Source organism: Geomicrobium halophilum, assembly GCF_014207655.1.
GTDB classification, from domain to species: domain Bacteria; phylum Bacillota; class Bacilli; order Bacillales; family Marinococcaceae; genus Geomicrobium; species Geomicrobium halophilum.
This window is the reverse complement of the sequence record NZ_JACHHJ010000001.1, coordinates 218,305-239,923: the sequence shown is the minus strand read 5'-3', so window position 1 is coordinate 239,923 and position 21,619 is coordinate 218,305. Positions and strand designations below refer to the sequence as shown.

General features: G+C 43.5%; 25 protein-coding genes, 1 pseudogene and 2 other annotated features. Of the genes and pseudogenes, 9 read left to right on the top strand and 17 right to left on the bottom strand.

Going from position 1 to position 21,619, the window contains the following annotated elements; translation table 11 throughout:
- Nucleotides 1-61: 61 nt before the first annotated feature.
- The 3 genes and pseudogenes from pheS to HNR44_RS01160 form a co-directional block, all read right to left on the bottom strand.
- Nucleotides 62-1,096 (bottom strand): phenylalanine--tRNA ligase subunit alpha, encoded by a 1,035-nt coding sequence (pheS, locus tag HNR44_RS01170; protein ID WP_184402299.1) that lies wholly within the window; start codon nt 1,094-1,096, stop codon nt 62-64.
- A gap of 43 nt (nt 1,097-1,139) precedes the next feature.
- Nucleotides 1,140-1,351: a binding site (T-box leader), on the bottom strand.
- A 63-nt stretch (nt 1,352-1,414) separates the two neighbouring features.
- Nucleotides 1,415-2,983 carry an FAD-dependent oxidoreductase gene (locus tag HNR44_RS01165; RefSeq protein WP_184402298.1) on the bottom strand — a complete coding sequence of 523 codons (1,569 nt, stop codon included), beginning with the start codon at nt 2,981-2,983 and terminating at the stop codon, nt 1,415-1,417.
- Between the two features lie 337 nt (nt 2,984-3,320).
- Nucleotides 3,321-4,182 (bottom strand): annotated as a pseudogene (locus HNR44_RS01160) (SDR family oxidoreductase).
- 252 nt (nt 4,183-4,434) lie between these two features.
- On the opposite strand from HNR44_RS01160, the gene HNR44_RS17790 reads away from it, so the two are divergent.
- The 4 genes from HNR44_RS17790 (at nt 4,435) to HNR44_RS01150 (ending at nt 5,791) form a co-directional block, all read left to right on the top strand.
- Entirely contained in the window at nt 4,435-4,569 is a 135-nt protein-coding gene (locus HNR44_RS17790; protein WP_281381330.1) for a hypothetical protein, read from the top strand.
- A 94-nt stretch (nt 4,570-4,663) separates the two neighbouring features.
- Complete coding sequence (locus HNR44_RS01155; protein ID WP_184402297.1) at nt 4,664-5,026, top strand: DUF4363 family protein; 363 nt, start codon at nt 4,664-4,666, stop codon at nt 5,024-5,026.
- Between the two features lie 95 nt (nt 5,027-5,121).
- Complete coding sequence (locus HNR44_RS17490) at nt 5,122-5,445, top strand: DUF421 domain-containing protein (protein WP_221434187.1); 324 nt, start codon at nt 5,122-5,124, stop codon at nt 5,443-5,445.
- A 1-nt stretch (nt 5,446) separates the two neighbouring features.
- The gene (locus tag HNR44_RS01150; protein ID WP_246406903.1) at nt 5,447-5,791 is read left to right on the top strand and encodes a DUF421 domain-containing protein; all 345 of its coding nucleotides are present in this window, start codon (nt 5,447-5,449) and stop codon (nt 5,789-5,791) included.
- A 74-nt stretch (nt 5,792-5,865) separates the two neighbouring features.
- Here the strand turns inward: HNR44_RS01150 and HNR44_RS01145 are convergent, their stop codons facing one another.
- The 3 genes from HNR44_RS01145 to HNR44_RS01135 form a co-directional block, all read right to left on the bottom strand.
- Nucleotides 5,866-6,177, bottom strand: coding sequence for an MTH1187 family thiamine-binding protein (locus tag HNR44_RS01145; RefSeq protein ID WP_184402296.1), 312 nt, complete (start codon nt 6,175-6,177; stop codon nt 5,866-5,868).
- An 89-nt stretch (nt 6,178-6,266) separates the two neighbouring features.
- Nucleotides 6,267-7,067 (bottom strand): SDR family NAD(P)-dependent oxidoreductase, encoded by an 801-nt coding sequence (locus HNR44_RS01140; RefSeq protein ID WP_184402295.1) that lies wholly within the window; start codon nt 7,065-7,067, stop codon nt 6,267-6,269.
- Between the two features lie 12 nt (nt 7,068-7,079).
- Complete coding sequence (locus tag HNR44_RS01135) at nt 7,080-7,826, bottom strand: TrmH family RNA methyltransferase (RefSeq protein ID WP_281381329.1); 747 nt, start codon at nt 7,824-7,826, stop codon at nt 7,080-7,082.
- A 97-nt stretch (nt 7,827-7,923) separates the two neighbouring features.
- Between HNR44_RS01135 and sspI the strand changes: the two genes are divergently transcribed.
- The gene (gene sspI / locus HNR44_RS01130; protein WP_184402293.1) at nt 7,924-8,130 is read left to right on the top strand and encodes a small acid-soluble spore protein SspI; all 207 of its coding nucleotides are present in this window, start codon (nt 7,924-7,926) and stop codon (nt 8,128-8,130) included.
- A gap of 43 nt (nt 8,131-8,173) precedes the next feature.
- Here sspI and HNR44_RS01125 read toward each other — a convergent pair whose 3' ends face one another.
- Entirely contained in the window at nt 8,174-9,259 is a 1,086-nt protein-coding gene (locus HNR44_RS01125; protein ID WP_184402292.1) for a M42 family metallopeptidase, read from the bottom strand.
- A 213-nt stretch (nt 9,260-9,472) separates the two neighbouring features.
- Between HNR44_RS01125 and HNR44_RS01120 the strand changes: the two genes are divergently transcribed.
- Nucleotides 9,473-9,862, top strand: a complete 390-nt coding sequence (locus HNR44_RS01120) for a sigma-w pathway protein ysdB (protein WP_184402291.1) — start codon at nt 9,473-9,475, stop codon at nt 9,860-9,862.
- Between the two features lie 69 nt (nt 9,863-9,931).
- Here the strand turns inward: HNR44_RS01120 and HNR44_RS01115 are convergent, their stop codons facing one another.
- Entirely contained in the window at nt 9,932-12,097 is a 2,166-nt protein-coding gene (locus tag HNR44_RS01115; RefSeq protein ID WP_184402290.1) for a malate synthase G, read from the bottom strand.
- Nucleotides 12,098-12,219: 122 nt separating this feature from the next.
- Between HNR44_RS01115 and HNR44_RS01110 the strand changes: the two genes are divergently transcribed.
- The 3 genes from HNR44_RS01110 to brnQ all read left to right on the top strand — a co-directional run bounded on the left by HNR44_RS01110 (nt 12,220) and on the right by brnQ (nt 15,258).
- A complete protein-coding gene (locus HNR44_RS01110; protein ID WP_184402289.1) occupies nt 12,220-13,116 on the top strand; it encodes a LysR family transcriptional regulator in 897 nt (298 codons plus the stop codon).
- Nucleotides 13,117-13,189: 73 nt separating this feature from the next.
- Nucleotides 13,190-13,843 (top strand): carboxymuconolactone decarboxylase family protein, encoded by a 654-nt coding sequence (locus tag HNR44_RS01105; RefSeq protein ID WP_184402288.1) that lies wholly within the window; start codon nt 13,190-13,192, stop codon nt 13,841-13,843.
- 110 nt (nt 13,844-13,953) lie between these two features.
- On the top strand, nt 13,954-15,258 hold the full coding sequence (gene brnQ, locus HNR44_RS01100; RefSeq protein WP_184402287.1) for a branched-chain amino acid transport system II carrier protein: 1,305 nt from the start codon (nt 13,954-13,956) through the stop codon (nt 15,256-15,258).
- A 364-nt stretch (nt 15,259-15,622) separates the two neighbouring features.
- Here brnQ and aceA read toward each other — a convergent pair whose 3' ends face one another.
- The 9 genes from aceA to sdaAA all read right to left on the bottom strand — a co-directional run bounded on the left by aceA (nt 15,623) and on the right by sdaAA (nt 21,612).
- Nucleotides 15,623-16,912 carry an isocitrate lyase gene (gene aceA, locus HNR44_RS01095; RefSeq protein ID WP_184402286.1) on the bottom strand — a complete coding sequence of 430 codons (1,290 nt, stop codon included), beginning with the start codon at nt 16,910-16,912 and terminating at the stop codon, nt 15,623-15,625.
- A 278-nt stretch (nt 16,913-17,190) separates the two neighbouring features.
- Nucleotides 17,191-17,544 carry a 50S ribosomal protein L20 gene (rplT, locus tag HNR44_RS01090; RefSeq protein WP_184402285.1) on the bottom strand — a complete coding sequence of 118 codons (354 nt, stop codon included), beginning with the start codon at nt 17,542-17,544 and terminating at the stop codon, nt 17,191-17,193.
- A gap of 33 nt (nt 17,545-17,577) precedes the next feature.
- A complete protein-coding gene (gene rpmI / locus HNR44_RS01085) occupies nt 17,578-17,778 on the bottom strand; it encodes a 50S ribosomal protein L35 (RefSeq protein ID WP_184402284.1) in 201 nt (66 codons plus the stop codon).
- A 16-nt stretch (nt 17,779-17,794) separates the two neighbouring features.
- A complete protein-coding gene (gene infC / locus HNR44_RS01080; protein WP_184402283.1) occupies nt 17,795-18,316 on the bottom strand; it encodes a translation initiation factor IF-3 in 522 nt (173 codons plus the stop codon).
- A 128-nt stretch (nt 18,317-18,444) separates the two neighbouring features.
- Nucleotides 18,445-18,574, bottom strand: a sequence feature (ribosomal protein L20 leader region).
- 72 nt (nt 18,575-18,646) lie between these two features.
- A complete protein-coding gene (gene lipA / locus HNR44_RS01075; RefSeq protein ID WP_184402282.1) occupies nt 18,647-19,534 on the bottom strand; it encodes a lipoyl synthase in 888 nt (295 codons plus the stop codon).
- 51 nt (nt 19,535-19,585) lie between these two features.
- Nucleotides 19,586-19,759, bottom strand: coding sequence for a hypothetical protein (locus HNR44_RS01070; RefSeq protein ID WP_184402281.1), 174 nt, complete (start codon nt 19,757-19,759; stop codon nt 19,586-19,588).
- 53 nt (nt 19,760-19,812) lie between these two features.
- Entirely contained in the window at nt 19,813-19,965 is a 153-nt protein-coding gene (locus tag HNR44_RS17975) for a hypothetical protein (protein ID WP_425489434.1), read from the bottom strand.
- A 269-nt stretch (nt 19,966-20,234) separates the two neighbouring features.
- Complete coding sequence (gene gcvH / locus HNR44_RS01060) at nt 20,235-20,615, bottom strand: glycine cleavage system protein GcvH (protein WP_184402280.1); 381 nt, start codon at nt 20,613-20,615, stop codon at nt 20,235-20,237.
- A gap of 136 nt (nt 20,616-20,751) precedes the next feature.
- Nucleotides 20,752-21,612 carry an L-serine ammonia-lyase, iron-sulfur-dependent, subunit alpha gene (sdaAA, locus tag HNR44_RS01055; RefSeq protein WP_184403496.1) on the bottom strand — a complete coding sequence of 287 codons (861 nt, stop codon included), beginning with the start codon at nt 21,610-21,612 and terminating at the stop codon, nt 20,752-20,754.
- Between the last annotated feature and the right edge of the window lie 7 nt (nt 21,613-21,619).

Genomic DNA, 21,619 nt, shown 5'->3' with positions numbered 1-21,619 from the left:
AAGAGCCGAGGCTTTAGGATCACCAACGAGAGCTAAGGAGCCAACCCAGCATTTCATCTTTTTATAAGTGTTGAAATTGCGATAGAAAACGAGTGTCATTCGTGTAAAAGTGGCGAATATCATCAATACCATATTTCAGCATAGCGAAGCGTTCTACACCCATGCCAAAAGCGAAGCCGCTATAGACCTCGGGATCAAAACCATTTAATTCCAAAACACGCGGGTGCACCATCCCGGAACCTAACACTTCAATCCAGCCGCTGAATTTACAAATTCTGCATCCCTCTCCCGCGCAAATCCCACACGTCACGTCGATCTCCGCAGATGGTTCTGTAAAAGGGAAAAAGCTTGGACGCAAGCGGATCTCCCGATCTTCGCCAAAATACTGTTTGACAAACGTATCAAAGATTCCTTTGAGGTCACTCATTCGTACGTTTTGGTCGACGTAAAGCCCTTCAATCTGCATAAATTGATGGGAATGGGTAGCATCGTCCTCATCACGGCGATACACCTTTCCAGGGCAAATAATTCTTACCGGACCCTTGCCTTGGTGTTTTTGCAATGTCCGCGCCTGAACTGGCGAAGTTTGCGTACGCAGTAACGTATCTTCACTGATGTAGAATGAATCCTGCATATCCCGGGCTGGGTGATTGGGCGGCAGATTAATCATCTCAAAGTTAAAATAATCAAGCTCTACTTCCGGCCCTTCCGTGATACTAAAGCCAAGCCCGATAAAAATATCCTCGATTTCTTCAACGACAGCTGTCAGCGGATGTGTAGACCCCTGCTGAACGGGGCGGCCCGGCAACGTAACATCGATTTCTTCCTTTTCAAGCCTTTGTTCAAGTTCTTCTTCTTCAAAAACCCGTGTTTTCTCAGCAATGGCAGTTTGAATACTCTCCCGTACTTCATTAGCTTTCTGACCAACTGTCGGCCGTTCTTCTTTGGACAGTTGACCCATCCCGCGAAGCACTTCCGTAATCGCGCCTTTTTTTCCAAGAAATTGAACCCGAACTTGTTCAAGCGATTTCTTGTTCTCGCTTGCACGGACAGCGGCTAGCCCTTCAGCTTCAAGTTCCTGTAATCGTTCAATCATCGTTACTCCTCCTTTTTTCGAGCAATAAAAAAACCCCCGCCCCAAAAGGGACGAAGGCCTCGCGGTACCACCCTTATTAACGGCAAGAGCCGTTCACTTCTCATGCAAATAACGGATTGCGATCCGGTACACTTTGATTTCAGTGTCAACTCCAGAGTGAATTCCAAGGATCCTCACGCAGGGGAGCTTCCAATCCATGACTCCCCCTTCCTGGCCGCTGGTATTCCAAGTACTACTCTCTATCATGGTTTTTTACTTATCATCTCATTTGAATCTAGTATATGATGTTTGAAGGGCGGTTGCAAGCCCTCTCCTTTCTTAATAACCCGACTTCTCCCCTATAAAGCTTTCCAACATATTATGGTCCACCTTCTGTAAGGGTTTTTCTGCAGGACCTTCCACCACTTCACCCGTATATGAAAACCGGGACCCGTGACAAGGGCAATCCCAGGTTCGATCGCCGTCGTTCCAGTTCACTTCACACCCCATGTGCGTACAGGTAGTATCAACGACATGAAGCTCTCCTTCTTTATCTTTATAAGCCCCTTTTCGTTTTCCATCAATCCGAACGACTGCCCCCTCATCTTCGGATAAATCGTTGATCTCCTTGTGTGTAGTATCCGTTTTTCCCTCAATTAAATGTTTAGCGACATTAAGGTTTTCCTGGAAAAATTTCTTCAAACTTGGATCTGCATAAAATCGGGATGGCGTAAACACGTCTTCGAACCGGCTTTTCTTTTTCAATACAAGCTTGGCGAGTAATTGAGCAGCAGCTGTTCCATTGGTCATCCCCCATTTTCGGTAACCAGTCGCTACGAGAATATTTTGCTGCGAAGGCCAAGATGTAAGGGGGCCGATATAAGGAAGTTTATCAATAGTCGTTAAATCCTGTGTAGACCAACGAGTAATGAGTTTGTCAATGCCAAGAACGTCCTCTCCAAATGTCTCTAATGCCTGGTAATGCTTAAGCGTGTCCCCCCCCTGCCCTGTTTTATGACTCTCGCCAGTGATAAGTACCCTTTCCTCACCATCGATGACCATAGAGCGTAGAGAGCGACTAGGCTGATCCACACTTAAATACATACCACCCGGATATTCAGATTTCGTTTTTGCGGCGACGACATAAGAACGATCTGCATACATTCTCGTAAAATAAAATCCAACCCCTTCATAAAAAGGGAAATGTGAACAGGAAAGAATATGCCCACCGGTCACGCGCGGGCCACCACGGGTGAGGACGGTGGCTTCTTCGCCTCTTTCTACATGTTCAGCAACGGTGTGTTCAAATATAAGTCCACCTTTATCGGTAATGACTTTTACAAGGTGAGCCAAGTATTTCAGCGGATGAAACTGGGCCTGATTTTTCATTACTAGTGCATTTTCGACATCAATATTAAATGGGAGATCATGAACGAGATCCCCTTCAATATTCAGTTGTTCATAGGCTTCTGCTTCCTTTTCAATTTTCTTTCGATATTGATGGGTTGTGGCGTAAATATAAGCATCCTGTCTGCTAAAATCACAATTGATCTGATAGTGATCGATGGTATTCTGAATGAAATTCATGGCTTCCGTATTTGCTTCATAGTACAATCTTGCTTTACTTTTGCCAAAATGTATCAATTCATCATAAATTAATCCATGCTGAGCGGTAATTTTCGCTGTCGTATGCCCCGTCGTTCCGTTTAACAGTTTCCCCGCTTCTAATAAAGCTACTTTCATGCCCGCTTGTACAAGCAAATAAGCAGCTGTAATTCCCGTAATCCCTCCGCCTACAATCACGACATCCACGTGTAAATCCTCATTTAATTGCTCAAAAGCCGGTAAGTCTATGGATGCTTGCCAAGACGTTTTTGCGTATTGTTCTTCAATGTGATGATCTTTCAAAGGTGACCCCCCTCAAAATACAAGTGATGTTTTTATTATTTGCTTTTTGCAACCATCTATACTTATTGAAAAGAGGTGGGGATTGACGGTGTATGTGCGTGTTCAAAAAGAGCCGAGAAATTTTATAAAATGTTAACTTATCACTAAAATAGGGAGTCTAGATTTTCTTATGCTCTGGAGTGCAAAAAAGCGAAGCTTCAAGCACCCTGCTTGCACCACGAAAGCACTCATTCTCACGAAGTTTTTCGAGGAAGTTTTCCCGGACTTTTTGAACATCCTCTATAACATCAAAAAAGCACAAGAACCCAACGAGTGTGTTCCTGTGCATCACCCTTGTTTAAGATGACGTATATGCACCGCCATTAATATGGATAGCCTGCCCGGTCATATAAGATCCTTCATCTGAAGCGAGCATTACGTAAGGCCACGCATGTTCAGATGGCTGTCCGTTCCATAAGAGTGTCCTGCCCAAAGTTTTCAACGCCGTCTTCATCAAAAGAAGAGGGGATAAGTGGTGTCCATACAGGACCAGGCGCGACTGAATTAGCACGAATCCCTTTACTGGCAAGGTTTTGGGCTATGCTGCGAGTAAAAGCAGTGATTGCTCCTTTCGTTGCCGAGTAATCCATAAGAATTGGGTTCCCGCGGTATGCATTAATGGATGAAGTAGTAATTATGGAGTCGCCTGATTGCATGTGTCTCACAGCGGCTTTCGTTAAATAAAACTGGGAAAAGAAGTTGGTCCGAAAAACTTCTTCAAACTGCTCCGAAGAGATATCAAGTATATCCTCACGGATATATTGAATGGCGGCGTTATTGACGAGGATATTGATCTTGCCAAACTCGTCCACCGTTTTTTCAACGAGGTGTTGGCAATGTGATTCTTCTTGGATATCACCAGGGAGAAGTAAGCATCTCACCCCTTCTGCCTCAACCATTTTTTTCGTTTCTTCCGCATCTTCATGTTCATCTAAATAGGATATGGCAACATCGGCCCCCTCTTTTGCATAAACAATAGCTACCGCCCGTCCGATCCCGCTATCGCCACCGGTAATCAGGGAGGCTCTTCCTTTTAATTTGTTTGTGCCTTGATACTCCGTTGGCTGTGCAGGCAGTGGCTGCATTTTTGATTCAATCCCCGGCTGCTTGTCTTGACGCTGACGAGGCGTGCTTCCCTTTTGCATATTCCTTGGATCCATCGACCGTCTCTCCTTTCCTGCTTTTTATTTCTTTCAAATACTTTTCCTTTTCTAGCGAAATGCCAAACATGAAAACATCAACATAAAGCATTCCTTTGTGAGGATCCCCTTATTCACACTTCAGCTCTCTTCCCCCATCCTTTCCGGAGGCCAAATTGCAGGGATTCTATTCTTAAATTCACAGATATACATAAAAGGTGAAAAACAAGGAAAACCTTAATCATACCCATTTTTTTAGAAGGTGGTAAGGACATGCAAGAGTCGCTGGTTGTCATCGTGCGAGCCATCAGTATTTTTTTGTTATTCCCAGAATCTTTGGGGAACACAAATTGGGAATTTTACCATGTTGTGATTACATCAAAAGGAAAACTATTGGAAGAGCACTGACAAAAGGTCAGAATCACGAAAGACCAACTCATGAAGCAATTACGAGCCAAAAATATTTTTTGGCCGGTAGAAGTAGTCAAAAGGGGATTCCATCATGAAAAAGTTTTTGCTTTTTTCGGTTCCATCGTTGTTTCTCATTCTCTCTGTAGTCCTAATGACAGGAGGGAGTTGGATTAAAGAGCCTATGGGGGCTCATGATGACCTTTTTTCATACGTTCAGAACATTGAACATTTCATTGAAGAAGAAAATTGGGAAGAAGCTTCAGAGGAACATCAGAACGCTCAACAGGCGTGGGATACGATATCAAAACGCATCCAATATAGTGTTGAACGGGAAGACATGCTTGCGATAAGCGAAACACTTTCAAGAATCGAAGGAGGGATTAAGGAGGAAGACACAAGCAGCATTTCTCCAGAACTCTATTATTTCTATGAATTATGGTCCGAATTGGGTTAGAACTCCATCAATGGCATCTCTTTTTCATTGTTTATTCAATCCTTCTGCTCGGTCTCTTGTATAAGGACTTTTTGTAATCTCGAGGTGAATACCTAGTGTTTATCGTTGAAATTATTCTATTATTTCTAGTAACGATCATTATTATTCGAGTGATCGGTCATTCCGCTTTTTCACAAATTACCCCTCATGACTTAGTAGCCGTCTTTTTTTTAGTTATCGTCTCCACAGGACCCATTGAAGTCAATACCATTGGTCAAGCAATCGCCGGAGTGATTACTGTAGGGATTCTTCACCTATGCTTGTCAAGATTAAGCCTCTTTCGCAAATTCCATCACTTAGTCATCGGGGAGCCGATCATTCTCATCAAATGGACAAATCATCAAATCCAATTTAAAAAAAAGTCGATTTTCGTTACTTGAGTTGCTTTCTAATCTTAGAAGCAAAGGGTATTCAAGTGTTCAAGGCATTCAGTACGCCATCCTTGAGCCTTTCGGAGATCTAAGTATCCTTCCAAAGGAAGAAATCCAGCCCGTTACACCTCGAGATTTACATCTTGATGTCGAAGAAGCTGGTATTCCCATCGTCGTTATCGTCGAAGGAATCATTCAACATGAAAACCTTAAACTCCTTCATCGAGATGAATCATGGTTACGATACGAACTCCAAAAACAAGGATACACGAAACCAGAAGAGGTCTTTTTAGCCACCGTGAGGGATAAAAATCATCAAATGATGGTTGATGATGGAGTCATTAACAACCTCTAAGCTGTAAAAAATCGTTGGCAGATTCAAAATCCAAAAAGGGCAAATAAGCTTATCACTCATTCGCCCCTTTTCATTTAAGATTTAAATTGGTTTACACGTTCTTTCTTCTCTTCCAACGTATGAGCATTACCGTCTCTGCGGTCGTCGATACGGATATCGGTGGAGATTCTAGACCATCCCCGCTCAACCGTGACCTTGTGAAGCGCTTGAATCACTGGGAATAGGTCATCAATATCTCCTTCAATTATAGTACTCATAGGGGTAAGTTCATAGCGAATCTTATCCTTATGCTTATCTAGCTCTTCATGAATAGCTGCCACTTCTGCTCCTAAACTATTTTTCTTATCTTCTACAATCGGCACGATAGAAATATCAGCCATTGCCATCGTTAAAACCTCCTTATGAATGTTCTCTTATTTGAGGCTATTTCCCTATAACGAGCTGCGGTAAACATTCATTTATAGCGGAAGAACTCCTATCTCATCACGCTACCGCCGGAAATTTTGACACTTTCGCCAACGACATTTTCCGCTGCATCCGTGAGTAAATAGGCGATCGTGTTGGCAACTTCTATCGGTTCAGTAATTCTACTTGATGGGAGTCCGGCTTTGACGATTTCCATTTGCTCATCATAGGTACGGTTGTTTCGGTTCGCCTTTCTTTCAATCGCTTGCTGCCCCATTTCCGTATTTACAAACCCTGGACAAACCGCATTGACCCGAACCCCTTGCTCGATGGCTTCAACAGCAAATGATTGCGTGAAACCAATCAGAGCAAATTTACTCGCAGCATAGGAGGTATTCGCAAACGTTCCCCGTAACCCTGAAAGGGATGAAACATTCACGATCGCCCCTCTTTGCTTCTCGATCATTTTGTTATACACATGTTTACTAAGCATAACAGCGGCGTTATAATTCAACTCCATGAGCTTATTCAAAAATTCCTCTTCCATATCCGCTACTTTCTTATTTCCTGCCACACCTGCGGAATTGACGAAGCCAGAGATGAAACCGAGCTTATTCGTTGCGTCTTCCACAAGCCTGTAACGTGCCTGTTCCGAAGTAATATCTGTGGCGTGAACGTAGATATTTCCCGGTTCTGTCACTTCTTCCAGCTCTTTTCGAAGACACTCGAGCTTGTCTTCATTTCTGCCAGTAATCGTAACTAGAGCTCCCATCGCCGCGATGACTTTGGCCGTTTCATAACCGATCCCGCCTGTAGCCCCTGTAATGAGCACATGTTCATTTTTCAAGGCTGTTGCTGAAAAAATCATCATATCCCTCCACATTCAATCATGGTTTAACCATCCATACATCAATACCCCTGCCGCCACAGCAACGTTTAATGATTCTGCATTTCCTACTATCGGGATCGAAACCGTCTTGTCAACCATCCTTAATAATGGCGGCGATATCCCTTCTGCTTCATTGCCGAGAAGCAGCGCATAAGACTCTCGGGGGGCCGCCTTCATATAAGACGCTTCGGCGTGCATACTGGTTCCGTAAATCACTTTGCCTTCTTCAATCAATGAACGGATAGCATCTTCTAAGTCATAAGCGACAATGGGAATATGGAAAAGTGCCCCTTGCGTTGCACGAATGACCTTGCCGTTATACACATCAACCGTGTCAGGGCTTACATAGATACCTGACATTCCTACTGCTTCGGCCGTTCGAATGATTGTCCCCATATTACCGGGATCCCGTATCCCATCGATCAGTAAAACGTTCCCACTGCCCATTTTGGGTTGTTGACTCATAAGACAAACAGCAAGCCATCCTTGTGGAGATTCGGTATCAGAGAGCGCCTCGAATATAGATGCCTTCACCTCAACTACACGCTGAGCTCCAATGTCAAATGGCAGCCAAGGAGCGTCTTCACTTTTGACAAGCATTTCCACATGAAGATCCGCAGCGAGTGCCTCTTCCACAAGGTGAATACCCTCCACTAGAAAACGCCCCTCCTTGGTACGATGCTTTTTTTGATGTAGTTTTTTTAATTTTTTAATTAAAGTGTTGTTTGCCGATGTGATCAATATTACACCTCATTTGAAATCTAGATTCCATGTATAAGAAGGGTTCCGTTTCCTAATCCTAAAAGGGTGATACGTTTACACATAAGGAGGAAATCGTATGGGTTTAAACTTGCGACACGCGATTTTGGATAATGTGTCTGGAAGTGACGCTTCACAAATCGAGGACACCATTACAGATGCCATTAGCAGTGGTGAAGAAAAAATGTTGCCAGGTTTAGGTGTATTGTTCGAAGTATATTGGAATGAAGTGGATCAGGATGCGAGACAAGACATTATCGATCAAATTACCCAAGGCGTTCAATAGCAAAGGGGAAGGAGCCCCATTTTTTGGTGGGCTCCTTGTTTTTTTATTGATACGTGATTTCTTTGACGGTTTCCGCATCGAGCTTTTTAATCACTGCTGTAATTAACTCGACGGCATGCTCAAAATCATCACGGTGTAAGATCCCAGCATGAGTATGAATGTAACGGGTTGGAACACCAATGGAAAGGGCAGGTACTCCATCTGCTGTTAGATGAATCGCCCCTCCATCTGTTCCTCCAGCGGACATCATATCATACTGATATGGAATTTCCTCCTGATCGGCTGTTCCAACAACAAATTCACGTAATTCTTTGTGCGAAATCAAGGAAGCATCATAAACGAGAATTTGCGGGCCTGATCCAATGGCAGCCTGCGCCTGATCTTTGTTCACTCCTGGTGTATCACCAGCGATTCCAACATCAACAGCAAACCCAATATCCGGCTTGATCGCATGCGCTGATGTGCGAGCCCCTCGCAAGCCCACTTCTTCTTGCACCGTGCCGACACCATAAACGACATTCGGATGCGCTTGGTCTTTTAACTTCCGCAATACTTCAATCGCAATGGCACAGCCTATCCGATTATCCCAGGCTTTTGCCATCATTAATTTCTCATTATTCATGACCTCAAAATCGCAAACCGGTACGACAGAATCACCGGGACGAACGCCAAATTCTTCTGCCTCTTCCTTACTGGAAGCACCGATATCAATAAACATTTCTTTCTTTTCTACCATTTTTTTACGTTCGTCAGCAGGGAGAATATGCGGAGGCTTTGAACCAATAACTCCCATGATATAGCCTTTATTCGTGAGAACGTGTACCCTTTGTGCAAGCATGACCTGCTCCCACCAGCCACCAAGCGGTTGAAACTTCAAGAATCCATTCTCATCCACTTGCGTAACCATTAGACCAATTTCATCCAGATGACCGGCAACCATGATTTTTGGTCCGTTTTCTTTCCCTACTTTTTTAGCGATCAAACTGCCGAGATTATCGGTCGTCACCTCGTCTGCATATGGAGTAATATGCTCCTTCATGACATTTCGTGCTCCCCGTTCATTCCCCGGAACGCCATATGCGTCTGTTAAATCTTTTAACATGGCCTGTGTTGCGTCCAATTGTGCCAATATTATTCCTCCTTCACCCATTTAAATATGTACTATATCTCCTTATCAGTATACGCTCATTTTTTCACTTGCTCAATCCATAACGTTTCCGTTTTCATTGTCGCGTAGAAGGGTAAAGATCTATAATGATGATAAAAGGATATGGATGAAACCTTCGACGATATACCTTCGTAAATGATGATAAGTTTAAGGATGAAGTGAGGGGATGAAATAATGACCTTGATACTTCAGTTGTTGATTCTGGCCGCCCTAATCATTCTTGTCTATACAGGCATACGTTATATGCGCGACCCTTTACGTCAATTGGAAAGCGCACACAAAAGAAACGATTTTTTTATGCATGATCATATGGAAGATGCCCTCAAAAATTTTTTTATTACCTATAAAGGTGCCATGTTTGAAGGTGAAAAATACGTAGGTTCTACAGAAAACGCGTTTGAAGTCGTAAGAATCGTCCTCGCTCCAAAACGAACGGAAAAACTCGAGGGATTGCAATACGAGGACTTTTTGTTTATCGAAAAAGAAATCGAACAACGTTACCCCTATGCTTCCATTGAATGGCAAAGCCCGATTAAGGAACTTATGAAACGGAGACGCAAGTAGACCTCGCCACTTAATCGTAAAACAAAAACCAGTGCATGTTTGGATTATTCCAACAGCACTGGTTTTTGTTTATCGTACGGACAGTTTTGCCTTGGCTTCCTGGCGGCGGCGGTGTAAAATCGGTTCGGTATAACCGCTTGGCTGCTCCCTTCCTTTAAACACAAGATCACATCCGGCTTGGAAGGCTATGGATTCATCAAAATTTCGAGCCATCGGTTGGTAATCAGGATCATTGGCATTTTGCTCATCAACAACCTTCGCCATACGCTTCAACGTGTCAAGCACTTCTTCCTCTGTACATATCCCATGATATAACCAGTTCGTCATGTGCTGACTCGATATTCGTAACGTTGCCCGATCTTCCATGAGGCCGACATTGTTAATATCAGGAACCGTTGAACAACCAACTCCTTGCTCCACCCAACGAACGACATATCCGAGAATACCTTGAGCATTGTTGTCCAGTTCTTTTTGGATATCTTCTTGACTCCAGTCTTGTTTTCGATCCACAGGAATGTCTAGCATTTTATCCGGGTCATTCTCAAATGTAATTTTATCTTGAAAATCGAACACATTGATATCATGGTAGTGGAGCGCGTGCAGCGTTGCCGCAGTCGGTGATGGAACCCAAGCTGTATTTGCCCCGGCCTTAAGTTGCCCGCCTTTTTGTTCCATCATAGCGTTCATCAAGTTCGGCATCGCCCACATCCCTTTACCAATTTGCGCCCTTCCTTTGAACCCGCTATTTATCCCGGTACGAACATTCGAATCTTCATAAGCGTGTAACCAGTTGGAGGTTTTCATCTCACTTTTACGAATCATCGGACTAAGCTCCATTGAAGTATGAATTTCATCTCCCGTACGATCTAGAAAGCCCGTATTAATGAAAATAATCCGTTCTTTGGCTTCATGGATACAGTTTTTCAAGTTCAGCGTTGTTCGTCTTTCCTCATCCATGACACCAACCTTAATTGTATGACGTACTAAACCTAGCATATCCTCAACCCGATCAAACAGCTCATTGGTAAAAGCAACTTCCTCTGACCCATGCATTTTCGGCTTCACAATGTAAATCGATTTCTCTGTTGAATTTTGGACGCTGCTGTTTCCAAGTACGTCCTGTTTCGCGATTAAACTTGTCACGACCGCGTCTACAATTCCTTCAGGCACAGGATTTCCATCTCTGTCAGTAATGGCATCGCTTGTCATTAAGTGTCCGACGTTTCGATTGAACATGAGAGATCGGCCTGGGAGCGATATGGTTTCACCGTCTGGAGTACGATACGTACGATCCGGGTTCAGCGTTCTCGTCACCGTTTTTCCGCCTTTTTGAAAAGTTGTGGATAAGGTACCGTTCATCAACCCTAGCCAGTTCCGATAAACCTCGACTTTATCTTCCGCATCAACCGCCGTTACAGAATCTTCGCAATCAATAATCGTGGTGACCGCAGATTCTACAAGAATATCTTTAACCCCTGCTGTATCGGATTGGCCGATTGGATCTGCAGCATCGATTTGAATTTCAAAATGCAAGCCATTATTCTTTAGCAAAATCGCATCCGGCTTTTCGTCATTCCCTTGATAGCCAACAAATGACCCAGGGTCCCTCAGACTTACTGTTTTTCCACCTAGATCCACTTGAAGAGCGCCGTCCACCACTTGATATCCTTTCACATCGCTATGAGAGCTTTCCATTAATGGTACGGTTTCATCCAGCCAATGTTTCGCATAAGCAACGACTTTCTCCCCTCGCAAAGGATTATAGGACGTGCCTTGTTCGGCCCCGTTTTCTTCCGGAATAACATCACTTCCATATAGGGCATCATACAGACTTCCCCATCGTGCATTGGCAGCGTTCAAAGCGTAACGGGCGTTATTGACCGGCACGACAAGTTGCGGTCCAGCTTGCGCAGTGATTTCGCTGTCTATATTTTCCGTCGTAATTTCAAAATCATCTACTTCTTTTTCCAGATAACCGATATCGTATAAAAAAGACTTATATTCCTCTAAAGAATAGCCCGTTTGATGGTCTCGGTTCCACTGATCGATTTGTTGTTGAATGGTTTCTCGTTTCTTGAGAAGAGTTGCGTTTTTTTCCGAAAAGTCTTGGATAATCTGGTCAAAATCAGCCCAAAACTGTTCAACTGTAAGGCCGCTATCTGTAAGGGCCTCACGGTTAATAAATTCAAATAATAATGAATCCACACGCAAATTCCCCATTTGCTCATACCCCATAGTGAAACCTCTCCTCTAACTGATAGATAATTCTTGATTTTTATTTTATAATACAAGTATCAATTGTAAAAATACATATTTCGCATGAACCATATGCATTTTAGTTATAAGGTGGGTCCCCTATGGATATTCGGCAGTTACAATATTTCACAGAGGTGGCGAAACGTTTAAGTTTCACAAAAGCTGCCGCATATTTGCACGTCTCTCAACCATCTTTGAGTAAAGCCATCAAGCATTTGGAAGAAGAATTAGACGTCCCCCTCTTCTACCGCTCCTCAAAACAGTTACAATTAACGGATGCTGGGAAAGCTGTGCTTACAAACACGAAACAGGTTCTGGATTCCTTCTATCAATTAACAACAGAACTTTCAGACATTATGAATCTGGAAAAAGGAGTAATCAAAATTGGGATTCCACCGATTATTGGAGCTGCTTTCTTTTCCTCATTAATCACTCAATTCAAAGAGCGTTATCCGGGCGTGGACTTGCGTCTAACCGAGGTCGGTAGTAATCGAATACAGCAGAGAATAGAGGATGGCTCCCTCGATGTTGGTTTCATCTGTAATATTCCTCATCAAAAAGATCATTTTGAAATGCTGAAGTTTCTGGAGGACCCTTTAGTACTCGTCGCCCATAACGACCATCCACTTAGTAAGCGTCAAGACATAGGCGTTTCAGAATTAGAACATGAGCGGATGGTTTTTTACCATAGTGACTTTTCCTTGCATGATTCGATCATTGAAGAATGTTTGAAAAATGGCTTCTATCCACAAGTGGTCTGTGAAAGTTCGCAAAAGGACTTCATGTTGGAAATGATTGCTGCCAAGTTAGGGGTCGGACTTCTGCCTAGTCAGGTTGCAAATGAAATCCCCAAGCCGACATTGACGACCGTACCATTGACGGGGGATCCCATTAAACTGAACCTTGGTGTGATTTGGAAGAAAAATGTATACCAGTCGTTCGCGGCTCGAGCTTTTATTGAAACTTCGGAAAAATGTTTTCATGAGCCATTAGGATAGATTATTATTAAAATAAAGAGGGTAAAGGGGATATTAAGGATCGTATTATAATAATGAAAAGGAAGGGGTAATTATGTCCGAAAGCTTATTTGAACGTTCGTATTTTTCAAGGCTGAGCGAGTTTTCCGATCTGGCTCCAGATATGTTTAAAGAATTCATGACATTCAATGAAGGGGTCATGAAACACGGATCACTCTCCGTTAAAGTAAAAGAATTGGCAGCTGTCGCGGTCGCTCATGTCACGGGATGCCCCTATTGCATTGAACTCCATGTGAACAATTTAAAGGAAGCCGGCGGCAGTAAAGAAGAAATGAGTGAAGCCATTCTTATGGGAACCGCCTTAAAAGCTGGTTCTTCCATGGCCCACGGCGTAAACGCCTTGAACGCGTATGATGGGGTTGATGATGAGACGCTTTTCAAGCGCAGCTATTTTGACCGCCTTAGTGAATTCTCAGAATTACAGCCAGAGATGTTCAAATCGTTCGTTGATTTCGATGGACAAGCGTTAGCTCCAAAGACGATGAGTAAAAAAGAGGGCGAGCTTATTGCCGTCGCTGTTGCTCATACAACCGGATGCCCTTACTGCATCGAACTGCACACCAAAGCTGCCAACGAACAAGGAGCTAGTAAAGAAGAGTTAGCAGAGATCATTTTCGTAGCTACTGCGTTAAAGGCTGGTTCTGCCCTTGCCCATGGAGTCAATGCATTAAACGCTTATGACCGATAATAGATTCTTTAGCCTTAGCCCCCGACCCCGTCGGTGGGCTCTTTTCTTTAATAAAGGATTTATGCTAAACTATACTTTATTGTTTTTTAGAAAGAGGAGAATTCACATCTATGCAATCGCAACGGAACTCTTCACGTGAGATCATTTTTATTGGTCTTATGCTATTTTCATTATTTTTCGGAGCCGGAAATCTCATCTTCCCTCCCCTTCTCGGTCAAGAGGCCGGGACGAATTTTTGGCCAGCGATCATTGGATTTCTTATCTCGGGCGTTGGGTTGCCCCTTCTCGGTGTCCTCGCTATTGTATATACAGCCAAGGAGGAGCCCGAAGCGATCAGTCGACGTGTTCATCCACGGTTTGCCACTGCATTTACAAGTTTAACCTTTTTAACGATCGGACCACTATTTGCAGTTCCAAGAACAGGAACAGTTTCTTTCGAAATTGGAATCATCCCCTTCCTTCCCGATGGTGATGTAAAAAATCTTAGTCTATTCATATTCACTGTTTTGTATTTTGCCATTGTATATTGGTTAGCTTTGAACCCTGGAAAATTTGTCGACCGAATCGGGAAAGTTATTACACCTGCACTCTTATTTGTGATATTCATTTTACTGGTTCGTACAGTCTCTGGTCCACTTGGAACCTATTCCTCTCCTACGAACGATTATGAACAATGGGCACTGTTTAACGGCTTTCAAGAAGGATACTTAACGATGGATACGATTGCTGCTTTCGTATTCGGGATCATCGTTGTTCAAGCCATTAAAAGTCAGGGAGTGCAAGAACAACGGCTCATTCAATCCGTTTCATTGAAAGCAAGTGCCATTGCCGGTGTCCTTCTTGTGGTCATATACACAGGACTAGCCTTTCTTGGTGCTACCAGTACATCAGCCATCGGTGTCCAGGACAATGGCGGCTCCATTTTGTCCTTGGTCGCAGGCGAATACTTTGGGATTTATGGGAATATCATTTTAAGTATTTCTATCATTTTTGCCTGTATACCGACAGCCGTCGGGTTGATCTCTTCGTGCGCTAATTATTTTCAATCTTGGTTTCCTAGCATTTCTTATCGTTTATTCGTGCTTTTTTTCACGTTGCTTAGCGCAGGAATTGCAAACATGGGACTTGATCAACTGATTTTATTTTCAATGCCAGTGCTTACATTTATCTATCCTATTATTATTGTATTGATTTTGCTTTCTTTCACCGATCGGTGGTTTCAAGGGAAAGAGGAAGTCTACCGCTGGAGTGTTTTGCTGACAGCGATTGTGAGTACTTCAGATGGGCTGCGGGAAGCAGGAATAGAGCTCGCAATCTTTGATTACCTTCCATTTGCAGCCATTAACTTAGGATGGGTAGTACCAGCACTTGTAGGGGTTGCTATCGGCCTTTTACACGGGACGTTTAAAAAATAAAGCATTCACCGAAATCGATAACGAAAAAAGTTATCGATTTTTTATATAACAGCATTGCTTTTACATTACTGTTATAGTACAATAAATGTTAACAAAACATATTGGAGGGTTTCCCATTATGAAAAGTGTTGCTAGCAGAATGACTCATTATGTTTACCCCCCTGCAAAATTCAACCCCCGTATTTGTCATGATTGTGGAGAAGTTTTAAGCGAAATCCCAGATGCAAATTTTACGCAGTGCGAAAAATGCCTGCGCCATGCTGAATAACCCTTGAGTGACTCCAACAATTGGAGTCATTTTTTCTGTTGTAAAACAATAAAAAGAGTCAGCTCTTTACGAGCCAACCCTTTTTGATGCGTTTCATTACTTTTGAAATTGTGTTGTTTCGGTTGAACCTGCAAGTGCTGTCGTTGACGAGGTTCCCCCTGAAACCGCTTGGGCAACTTCATCAAAATAACCTGTGCCGACTTCTCGTTGATGACGGGTAGCCGTGTACCCATGCTTTTCAGCAGCAAACTCTCCCTGTTGTAATTCTGAATAGGCCCCCATCCCTCTTTCTTTATAGCCACGCGCAAGTTCAAACATGCTGTAGTTAAGAGAGTGGAATCCGGCCAAGGTAACGAATTGAAATTTATATCCCATCTTTGCAATCTCGGCTTGGAACGTTTCGATGGTTTCTTTATCGAGGTTACCCTCCCAATTAAATGATGGTGAACAGTTATAGGCAAGCATTTGATCCGGGTATTGTTCATGAATTGCATCTGCAAACTTCTGTGCTTCTTCAAGGTCTGGTTTAGACGTTTCGCACCAGATTAAATCAGCATAAGGTGCGTAGGCCAAACCACGAGCGATCGCCTGATCGATCCCAGCATTTGTACGGTAAAACCCTTCCGCTGTTCGTTCACCAGTAAGAAATTCAGCATCGGCAGGATCAACATCACTTGTAATTAAGTCAGCAGCATCGGCATCTGTCCTCGCGAGCAATACAGTTGGAACCCCGGAGACATCAGCTGCAAATCGCGCAGAAACAAGGTTTTTTACAGCGGTTTGCGTTGGAATTAATACTTTGCCTCCAAGGTGCCCGCATTTCTTTTCGGACGCTAATTGATCTTCCAGATGGACCCCGGCTGCTCCCGCCTCGATCATCGCTTTCATCAATTCAAAAACATTCAACTGACCCCCAAAACCCGCTTCTGCATCAGCTACAATCGGTGCGAAATAATCAATGTCACCCTCCCCTTCCATGTGCTGTACCTGATCCGCACGAGTGAGGGCGTTATTGATTCGTTGAACAACCTGCGGAACCGAATTCGCGGGGTAAAGGCTTTGATCCGGGTACATTTGGCCGGCGAGATTGGCATCGGCAGCGACTTGCCACCCGCTTAAGTAAATCGCTTTCAGTCCTGCTTTTACTTGTTGAACCGCTTGATTTCCCGTTAGTGCACCAAGGGAATTTACATAGGATTCATTGTGTAAATCGTCCCAAAGCTTTTCTGCTCCCCTACGCGCCAGTGTATGTTCGATCTGCAGAGACCCGCGTAAGCGAACAACATCTTCAGCTGTATACGGCCGTTTTACCCCTTGCCAACGTTCCTCCGTTTCCCACTGTCTATTCAATTCCTCAACTTGCTGTTGAAATGATGATTGTGTCATATTACAGCTCTCCTCTCCACATTTTAAAATTTTTCAGGCACAGCAACCAATCCCTTGCTCGGAACTTATTCTGTATTAATATAACTATTAATTTATGTATCTAATATATAACAGTTGATACTTTAATGCAACCCTTTTTGTTGAAGTTTATTAATTTTTTTACATTAAAGGCTAATAAGATGTAAAGAGTCATCTATAAAGATTTCCTCCCGCATCATAAATCCAACTACTCTACAAAAAAAGCGCGAACCCTTCTTTCAGGGTTCGCGCTTCATTTCTTACAATTTTGCTTTTGCTTTTTCAGCTAGTGCTGCAAATCCTTCCTTATCATTGACAGCAAGATCCGCGAGCATTTTGCGGTTAATATTGATATCCGCTTGCTTTAGTCCGTGCATGAGACGGCTGTAAGAAAGTCCATGGATACGAGCCGCCGCGTTGATTCGTGTAATCCATAATTTGCGAAATTCACGCTTGCGTTGACGACGGTCACGGTAAGCATATTGGAGTGATTTTCTTACTTGTTGCTGGGCTACACGGAATAAGGCATGCTTGGAGCCATAATATCCTTTCGCCAGTTTTAATACCTTTTTGCGACGATTACGGGAGACTGTACCACCTTTAACTCTAGGCATCGTCGACCCCTCCTATTCATTTACGATTGTTTCTTATTTTTTATAAGGAAGCAGTGGTTCTACACGCTTTTGGTCACTCTTATCCATAACTGTATCTTGTCTCAAATGACGTTTCTGTTTAACTGTCTTATTACGAGCCAAGTGGCTTGTGTGCGCGTGGTTACGCTTTAGTTTGCCATTAGCTGTTCGCTTGAACCGCTTGGCTGCTCCGCGGTGAGTTTTCATTTTCGGCATGATGACTTCCTCCTTGCTACGACTTTTTCTTAGTGTCTTTGTCTGATCTAGGTGCAAGCATCAAAAACATACTGCGTCCTTCCATTTTCGGTTTTGTTTCAACCGCTGCAACATCTTTGCATTCTTCCGCAAGGCGTTCCAAAACATCACGTCCAATAGATGAATGCGTGATCGCACGGCCGCGGAAACGAATCGCTGCTTTGACTTTGTCACCTTTAGACAAAAATTTACGTGCATTACGAAGCTTCGTATTGAAATCGTGCTCTTCGATGTTCGGACTTAAACGCACTTCTTTTACATTGATGACCTTTTGCTTCTTTCGTGCTTCCCGCTCCTTTTTCTGCTGTTCATATCGATATTTCCCGTAATCCATGATGCGGCAGACTGGCGGGTTTGCATTTGGCGCCACAAGTACGAGATCTAATTCAGCATTTGCAGCAAGTTCAAGTGCTTCCCGTTTCGGCTTAACCCCTACTTGTTCGCCATTTGCATCGATGAGCCGAACCTCGCGAGCACGAATCCCATCATTAAGCTTCATATCCTTACGAATGATGAGCCACCTCCATTGAATTTTTTTAGATGAAACTGTTCACCAAAAGGGTGTAAAATAAACCGGTAGTGACATTTCGACCATTTATTGTAACATGCACACATCAGAGCTTTACACATACGTAAAAAGTGGGTGCCGTTATTGCATACGACACCCACTTTAAATAACACGATCCGTTCGATTGCGTACCAGTCAACTGCCCTTTGGCGTCAATCAGGTGAGAAGCGGGTGCTTCTGCTTGAGTGCAACATGTTCAATTACTTATTTATGATACTAGTTCTGATTGACCATGTCAACATCTGAATTTAGAACAACATTTTAGAGTGATGTCTCTTTGACCTTCTTTACCTGTTCATCAGCGTGATATGAAGAACGAACGAGTGGACCTGACACACAGTGAGTAAATCCTTTTGAAAGTGCTATTTCTTTTAATTCTGCAAATTCGTCCGGATGCCAGTATTTTTGTACCTTTAAATGTTTCTTTGTCGGCTGTAAATATTGTCCAATCGTCATAATATCAACTGAATGAGCCCGCAAATCGTCCATCGTTTCGATGATCTCTTCTTTCGTTTCACCAAGCCCAATCATAATGCTCGATTTCGTTGGGGTCTCCGGATTGATTTTCTTCGCGTTCTGTAGCAATTGTAAAGAACGGTCGTACCTGGCGCGGGCGCGAACTTTCTTCGTGAGCCGTCGAACCGTTTCAATATTATGGTTTAAAATATCAGGGCCAGCGTCCATTAAAATCTTTAAGTTTTCGTATTCACCCTTCATGTCAGCCGGAAGCACTTCAACAGAACAAAACGGATTACGTCGGTTGATCTCCTGCACCGTTTCTGCAAAAACAGCAGCGCCTCCGTCTCTCAGGTCATCCCGGGCAACAGATGTAATAACCACGTGTTTAAGCCCCATATGTTCCACCGATTCTGCAACACGTTCTGGTTCTTGCCAATCCAACTCGTTCGGAAGCCCTGTTTTCACAGCACAAAACCCGCAAGCTCGTGTGCATACATCACCTAATATCATAAATGTCGCTGTTTTTCTTTCTGCCCAACATTCATGAATATTCGGGCAATTCGCTTCTTCACAAACCGTGTGCAACTTTTTTTGCCGCATCATTTTTTTTATATCTGTGTAATTTCTATTTGTATTAATTTTCGTTTTTAACCATTCAGGCTTACGTACATATTCATCGGTTTTCGACATGTAATCATCCCCTTCCCAACGTAGATTATGACTGAATTGACAATGGTGTTTTTAGTTCCTCTCCTGCCCCTTCTCTCTCAAAACATCGTACCGGTTCGCGATCTGCCGAGGGGCCTCTAAGATTATATCAGGGGTTTTCTCGATTTTTTCATTGATTTTGAGCATGACACCAGCGAATGAATCAACCGTTTCTTTTGTTTCGGTTTCTGTCGATTCAATCATCATCTCTTCCTTTACATGTGTCGGAAAAGTAGATGGTCGGTGGATGATATCCATAGTCAACCGGGCGTCTTGAGATTCCGGGTTGTCCGTATTGTCGGCTGAACGGCGAGTGAAGTCGCTTCTTCCTCAAGCGGTAAAGCCGTCGTACATGGAGGAATTGACTGCATCCATTCACAAATCATTGTTTGAAACTCAAAGATGCCCTGCAATTCCCCCTGATTAACCCCTGCTTCGTAAGGCGTATACGTTATTTAAAATGCTGAACGTATAATAACATGGTTCTCGAACATGGCTCTCGACGCTCGGAACGAAATGATCATAGGTACCGACACCGAGGAAACTGATAAAATCTTTGTTATTTTTATTTTTTCGCAAGGCTCCGCAATATCTAACGGCGCTTTCTACCGAATATGGTCAGGTCATGAGACCATTTTTCTGTGGATTCCAGAGGTAGAAGTATCCAGCAGAAAGCGATACATCATTCCCCTCCGTTTTCAATGAAGTTTTGATACTCCTCTCGATTCATGAGGTTTGTTAAGCCCTCACGGTCTGTTATCTTAATTTCTACCAACCAACCTTCATCTTCCGGGTTTGTATTCACCAATTCCGGCTCATCATCCAGTTCTTCATTGATTTTAACCACAACCCCGGATACCGGAACATATATTTCCGAAACGGTTTTGACTGATTCAATCGTGCCCATGCTCTCATTCGCAGTTACTGTCTCATCAACTTCCGGGTTTTCAACAAATACAATATCCCCCAGTTCTTGCTGCGCATAATCGGTTATTCCAACTCGAACAATATCATCATTTAAGACGTCCACCCATTCGTGTTCTTTGCTAAACAATTTACTCATATATTTCTCCTTACGATTGTTAGTATTTAAAGCTATTCGTTCGAATTTGCTTAACGCATGACCAATAATCCTATTATTCCGGGTGGCCTAAAGAGGCCACCCGGCCATTTCTTACATGTTGTTCTAGAATCATCAATCATCGGTTGTACAACTTTCGCTTTATTTCCTCTCCTGTCGGTGTGGTAGCCAACCCTCCAAGTGAGGTTTCACGTAATGTTCGGGGCATCTCACGACCGACTCTGTACATGGTTTCAATAACTTCGTCGCAAGGAATACGGCTTTCAATGCCCGCTAGAGCCATATCTGCCGAAGAAAATGCAATCGATGTACCTATGACATTCCGTTTAATACAAGGCACTTCAACTAAACCGCCAACAGGATCACACACAAGTCCAATCAGCGATTTCAAAGCCATAGCCGTCGCATGAACAGCTTGAACAGGCGTGCCACCCTTCACTTCCACAATGACGCCTGCAGCCATTGCTGTTGCCGAGCCGACTTCAGCTTGGCAGCCACCGGCTGCCCCTGAAACGAATGAACGATTGGCGATGATGTAGCCTAGTGCGCTTGCCGTAAACAATCCGTACGTCAGCTCATCAAGCGAATAATCATCGTTATCCCGGAGCGAGAAAAGGATCCCGGGAAGCACACCCGCTGAACCCGCAGTTGGTGTCGCGACGATAACCCCCATTCTTGCATTACATTCAGAAGTAGCCATTGCATAGCGCATCGCCCGGGTAATGAGTGAGCCGGAAAGGGTGTCACCACTGTTAATATACTCCCCCATTTTCAGCGCATCTCCCCCTGATATGCCGCTCGGTGCAGGGGTGCCGTCCGATTTCCCGGATTCGACGGCCTCTTGCATCTTGATTAAACGATCTTTCATTTTATTAAAAATATCCTCACGCGTCTTTTCCGTCTTTTCGCTTTCCATGTTGATCATCATGTCAGCAATGCTTACGTTTTGTGTCTCGCAGTAAGAAAGGAGTTCCTCCATTGAATTG